This is a genomic window from Kitasatospora sp. NPDC085895, assembly GCF_040702125.1.
Lineage (GTDB): Bacteria > Actinomycetota > Actinomycetes > Streptomycetales > Streptomycetaceae > Kitasatospora > Kitasatospora arboriphila.
In genome coordinates, this window is record NZ_JBFBJY010000178.1 from 1 (window position 1) to 5,763 (window position 5,763).

Below are 5,763 nucleotides of genomic sequence, written 5' to 3' on the forward strand. Positions count from 1 at the left end.
TCAGCACCCATGACCGGCAGCCGACACGACGCGTCGCGCCCAAGGTCATCACCCTGCGACCGGCAATAGTTCACTGACTCAAGCAACGGCATTGCAGGGCCAGCGCGAGGTGATGACCAGCTACAAGATCGCCAGGCAGCGGCACATCGGCGATGCCCTCTACGAGCTCCAGAGCCTGGGCCTGGTGACTCGGTGGCACGGCGAGTACGTCTACCCCCCCGGCAAGTCGAGCACGGCGATCTGGTGGATCACCCTGCCTGCAGCGCCAGAGGGATGGTTGGAGACCGCCCAGGCGGAGTTGCTGATCGCTGCATTGTTCTCTGGGCGACGCATCCCCTGGAAGCCGGTGCCCTGGCCCTTCGGCGAGTCGCAGCGGCTGCAGGTCGTGGCCGAGATCGAGGAGCTCCGCCGGCGCCCGGAGATGGGCTGACCGGCCTCCGGGCTTACCGCCAGGGCGCGCGGGCGAGGACCAGCCCGCGTACCTCCCGGGCGCCGTGCGAGCGAAGCAGTCGAGCGATGGTGGTCATTTGCGCGCCGGTGGTGAACACGTCGTCCACCAGGAGCAGCTTTCGGCCGGCGACAGCCGTGTGGAGGTCGATGGCGGCTGCGTGCTCTTCGGCAGCTGCCATCTTGGCCTGCCAGCTGGTGCCGGCGGACGGGGCGGTGGCCTGGCGCTTCGTCGGGACCGGGTGGTCGGGGTCGGCGACGGGCCAGCGGCCGGTGCGGTTCGCGGCGCTGGCCGCGCGCATGATCTCTTCGATGTGCCGGGGCTTGCGGTCGGGGGAGGTCGGGTTGCCGAGGATGAGGTCGATGTCGGCGGCCTGGTCGGCGTGGTTGTCGAGCCACCCGATGATCAGCCGCCCGTAGATGAGTGCCCAACCGAGGCGCCCGTTGTACTTCAGCAGCGGCAGGGTCTGCTTGAGCGCCCCGTCGTACATCGCCACCGCATCGACCCGGGTGAAGTGCCGCTGCTCCAGTGACCAGCCGCAGATCCGGTTCCCGCACACGGTGCCAGGGCCGGACAGTGCCTGGCTGCACACCAGGCAGTGCGCCTCTGCGACCTGCGGCAGGGTCGCCGTCGCGCAGCGGGCGCAGATCTCCGGCGCGCCGGTCAGCCGGTACGCGCAGTCGGCGCAGCGGGGGAATCCGAGGGGCTCAGGGTTCGCGGCCGATCCGGTCACAGGCCGGCCAGCGCGAGCTGGATCCGCTGCTGCCCGGCCTGCTGCGCCTGGGCGGCGGTGCCGAGGCGGCTGAGGACGTCGTCGAGTTCGGCGACCTCGATGGCGCGGCCGTCGGTGAGCATTTTTTTCGCCCAAGGTTGGGTGTCGGTGAGGGAGCGGAGGAGGAAGACGAGCTTGCCGTGCTCGGAGGCGAGGCGGGCCTGCATTTTGGCGCCGGAGGTGTTGGAGGCCTCGATGACGACGCTGCCCATGGTGGAGCCGGAGGTGACGACGTTGCGGCGCGGGAAGGTGTGCCGGGCCGGGGGGGAGGTGGGCCAGAACTGGGAGAACAGGGCGCCACCCCGGTGGACGATCGCGGCCGCGAGGTCTTTGTTCTCGGCGGGGTAGACCTTGGCGGCGATGCCGGTGCCCATCACGGCGACGGTGCGGCCGCCGGCCTCGAGCGTCGCGGTGTGTGCGGCGGTGTCGATGCCCTTGGCTAGGCCTGAGTACACGACGACGTCGGCTTCGACGAGGCCGCGGGTCATCCGAGCAGCGCGGCGAAGGCCGGCGTCCGAGGCGCCGCGGGTGCCGACGACCGCGACCGAGCGACCGTCGCGCTCGGACAGCTCGCCCTTGTAGAAGAGGAACGGCGGCAGGTTGAAGATCAGGCGCAGGTTCGCCGGGTAGGCCGGGTCGAGGACGGTGACCAGGCGTGCGCCGCACGCGTCGGCGGCTTCCAGCTCCGCGTCCACGCGCTCCCGGGCGGCGGCGAGCTCGGGAAGCGTGGTGAGCAGGATCGGCAAGCTCTTGCGCGCGGCCGCGGACTGCTCGGGGAAGTGCCCGCCAAGGACCTCGTTGATGCCCTCGGGGGTCTGACACGTCCGGGCCAGCAGGCTCCAGTCGACAGAGGCGTCATCGACCCGCAGCGCGCACAGCGCCAGCAGGTCGCGATGGGCGTCGGACAGCTCGGACGGTCGCAGGCCCTGCGCAGGGGCAGGCTCGGTCATGATCAATCCTTCTACTCGCGGCCCGGTGTGTTCGAAGGTCGGTGCGATGAAAACTTGGGCCTGCCGCCATCATGGCGCATCCCACCGACAGACCTCCAGCCCGCCGCACCGCCGCCAAGCGGCGGGACGGCCGGGCCGCGGTGACTGGCCCGGGCGGCGCAGCGGTGATCGCACGGGAGAGCGATCGGACGCCCCTCAGGGCGCAGTCGGCACGGCATCGCGTGCCGGTGCAGGCGAACCTTGGTCCACGCGGGCTGGCCGCGGACCCCCGAGCGCGGCCAGCCCCCAGACCTGATCGCGCCATGGCAAAGCCCCGCGGGAGTGTCCGCGGTGCGCCCGGCGTCGGCGAACACCGGCGGCCGCGTAGAGTCGGCACCCCTTGTCGCAGGCCACCACTGGAGCACAGACGTGAAGGGGGCACAGGTTCCCCGCTGCCTGCGGGTCGCCCGGGAAGCTCGTGATCACTGAAGACTGAAGCTCACCCGGAGGCCTGAGGCAAGCAGCCACCACCTGGCTGGGCCGGAACAGTACGGCCGGAAGCCGAGCGATGCCGGGGCTTCTCGGGGCTGCGGGACTGACCACGCCCGTGCACTTCCCCGCTGGTCGACTCTCCGACATTGTGAGGACGATTCCGTCGAAGGCGGCAAGACGACCGGCGCCGAGTCCCTCGAGGCGGCCGCGGTGCGGGAGCTCGCCGAGGAGACTGGCCTGCACGCCGAGGAGGCCGATGCCACCGTGCTGACGGTGCTCACCGGCGACTCCCACGGGGTTCCCCGCCTGACCGCCGTCGTGCGCATCGCCCAGTGGAGTGGCACGCTCACCAACTCCGAGGCGGACACGTTCCTACGGTGGGAGTGGCATGACCTCCACGGGGTCAGCAGCCTCGGCCCGATGTTCACCCCGGCCGCGCAGGCCCTGAACGCCGTCTGGCCCGGCATCCTCCCTCACCCGGCCGCGGTCCGCGTCTACCCCCACGCCGCCGAACAGCCGGCCGTTCCCGGGGAGAGCATCGAAGCCACCCGCGGACGCGAGGCGATGGCCCAGGCCGTCATCAACGCCGGCTGGGCCCCGTCCGCCGAGGTCCGCTCAGCGCTCCGCACAGTGCCCCGCCACCGCTTCGCTCCCGAGGCGAGCCTAGCCGACGCCTACCACCACGACCTGGCCCTCGTCACCCGCCGCAACGAACACTCCCGCGCCACGAGCTCCGTCCCCGCCGTCTGGCTCCAGACCGACATGATCGAAAGCGCCCGGCTGCGCCCGGGCGCGGCGGTGCTGGAGGTCGGCTCGGGCGGGTACAACGCCGCCCTGCTCGCCCACGTCGTCGGCCCCACGGGCCGGGTCGTCACCGTCGACCTCGACCCCATCGTGGTGGAGCGCACTCGCCGCTTCACCACGGAGACCGGCAGGCGGAACATCGTGGCGGTCCAGGGCGACGGCGCGCTCAGAGCGCCCGCTGGTGCGGTGCCGCGCGGCGGATTCGACGCGACCATCGTCACCTACAACGCCTGGGACATCGCTCCGGCCTGGCGCGAGCAACTCGCCAAGGGCGGGCACCTGGTCGTGCCCCTCGAGGTACACAGATACACCCGCGCGATCACCTTCCAGCAGCGGCGAGAGGAACTCGTTGCCTGCGGCTGGACGTACTGCGGGTTCATCCGAGACGCCGGCGCCCTCGGCCGCACCACCCCGGAAGCCGTGCTTGCCGGCGGCGAGCTCCGGCTGCGGTTCGAGGACGGCCCGATCGGGGAGGTGGCCGGCCTCGAAGAAGCGCTGCGCGGAGAGCGACACGAGGTGCGCACCGGCGTGACAGTCGCCCGCGGCGAATCCTTCGAGACGCTGCAGCTCTACCTCGCCACCGTCCTGCATCAGCAAGGCTTCTGTCGCCTCGCCGAAGATGGGAAGACGGACTCGGGCATCGCCGACCTCCCGCCCGGCGCCGATGCCGCAGCGCTCCTCGGCAAGGCTTCGCTCGCCTACCTCACCTACACCCCCACCGAGCCCGGCACTGCGCCGGCCGGCACCGTCGAGTTCACCGCACACGCCTACGGCCAGGCCGGTACTACCCTCGCCGAACGCCTGATGGATGCCGTACGCGACTGGGACGACCAGGTCCGAGCCCACAGCTACCCGCAGCTGACCATCCACCCCGCCGGCACTCCGGTCACCGCCCTTCCGGACGATCACCGCATTGACAAGCCCGGATCCCGCCTGACCTTCCACTGGCACCCGCCAACTCCAGCGCCAGGCCCGGCAACCTCAACCCCCAGAAACTCCTCATAACCGGCCGGACTGCGGCCTCGCCGCGCATTGGCCCAACGGCCCTCTCTACGCCTGCTCCGCTCCTCAGCCACCTGGCCGAGGAGCCGACGGTGTTGCCGCCTCCGGTGCTCCGAGCGTCATAGCCACCGCCAGGTGGACATGGTCACGGGCAGCCAAACCTGCAGACGCGGTGACCTCGACCGAGGAGGCCCCAGGTTTCTCAAGACGCCGGGCCAGCCACCAGCTACCTGTTGCTGACCGCTCATGAAACTCAGCGTTAGCGGCTGCCGGCCAGCACGAACGTTCGCGGCCCACTCCTCCTGGAACCGCGCCAGGGCCCGGGCGATGCCCCTCCCACCTGACACCGCTCCACACGCCACCGCCTCCTATCAACACGGAGGCGGTGGCTTTGCGTCGGCCGAGGACCGATGCCTGCTGCGTGAAGAAGCCGGCCATCAGCGGCGAGGTCCACGGCCTGCGCGGCGCAGTCGAGCGTCGCAAGGCGCGAGACACATTGCGCCGGAACGAGACCCCTCGTCCGTGGCGCATGAGAAGGTAGCGGCGTTCCGAAAGACCACCCGGTCGCCTGCCGCTGACACCAGGGGAACGATGGCCACCAACGAGACCCGCACGGCCCGCTTCATCTACCCGCCGGGAGCCAGCATGCGGCTCGACCCGGACGGCCTCTTCTTCCCGGGCCTGCGCATCCGTCGCGCCGTCCGAAGCCGCCGCGCCGTCGACACCGACGCACTCGGCTACGAGCAGCTCCGCCGTCTTCGCCCCGCGCAGCAAGCCGCCCAGCGCGCCCTCGACGCCGTGCAAACGGTCTGCCCGCCCGAGACCGACCCCATCGAGGTCAAGGTCCTCGTCGAAGCCGAACTGTGGGAAGCCGCCTGCCTTGCCCACGAAGCCGCCCGGATCCGCAAAGCCCAGCCCGAAGTCGCAGAGCTGATCCGCGAGCAGATCACCGCTCGCGCCGACCGCCTGGAGCAGCTCGCCACCCGCCTGCAGAAATGGGCGGCCAACAACCCGCCTGTCAAGAAACGGCCCCGTATCGCAGCGCCCCGGCCCGCGGACGCATCCGACCGGCTGCAAGCGGAAGCGACTGCCGACTACCGGCCGACCGGCGACCTGCTGGCCCGTCTCGACGACGGGGACACACCCCTCTGAGGAGGGAAGCTCGGCACGCTTCCCGGTCGGGCTAGGAACGCGCCCCTCCGGTTTGTCGATAATCAGCGTTAACGACTTGGTGCGCGATTGAGGGTGGGGCGTGTCGGCCTGGAGGGTTCGGCTGGTGATCTTCAGCGCTCCGCGCAGCGGTCGGAGACCAGGCC

General features: G+C 71.0%; 5 protein-coding genes. 3 read left to right on the forward strand and 2 right to left on the reverse strand.

The features are described from left to right. The first annotated feature begins 112 nt into the window (after positions 1–112). On the forward strand, positions 113–430 hold the full coding sequence (locus AB0442_RS41650; RefSeq protein ID WP_366168731.1) for a hypothetical protein: 318 nt from the start codon (positions 113–115) through the stop codon (positions 428–430). 13 nt (positions 431–443) lie between these two features. On the opposite strand, the gene AB0442_RS41655 is transcribed toward AB0442_RS41650, so the two are convergent. Then, the gene (locus tag AB0442_RS41655; protein ID WP_366168732.1) at positions 444–1,181 is read right to left on the reverse strand and encodes a phosphoribosyltransferase family protein; all 738 of its coding nucleotides are present in this window, start codon (positions 1,179–1,181) and stop codon (positions 444–446) included. Continuing rightward, positions 1,178–2,170 (reverse strand): DNA-processing protein DprA, encoded by a 993-nt coding sequence (locus AB0442_RS41660; protein ID WP_366168733.1) that lies wholly within the window; start codon positions 2,168–2,170, stop codon positions 1,178–1,180. Before AB0442_RS41660 ends, AB0442_RS41655 begins: the two co-directional genes overlap by 4 nt. A gap of 510 nt (positions 2,171–2,680) precedes the next feature. Between AB0442_RS41660 and fxlM the strand changes: the two genes are divergently transcribed. Both fxlM and AB0442_RS41670 read left to right on the forward strand, forming a co-directional pair. After that, positions 2,681–4,450, forward strand: a complete 1,770-nt coding sequence (gene fxlM / locus AB0442_RS41665) for a methyltransferase, FxLD system (protein WP_366168735.1) — start codon at positions 2,681–2,683, stop codon at positions 4,448–4,450. A 588-nt stretch (positions 4,451–5,038) separates the two neighbouring features. Continuing rightward, positions 5,039–5,599: a hypothetical protein gene (locus tag AB0442_RS41670; protein ID WP_366168734.1), complete on the forward strand. Its 561-nt coding sequence runs from the start codon at positions 5,039–5,041 to the stop codon at positions 5,597–5,599. The last annotated feature ends 164 nt before the right edge of the window (positions 5,600–5,763 follow it).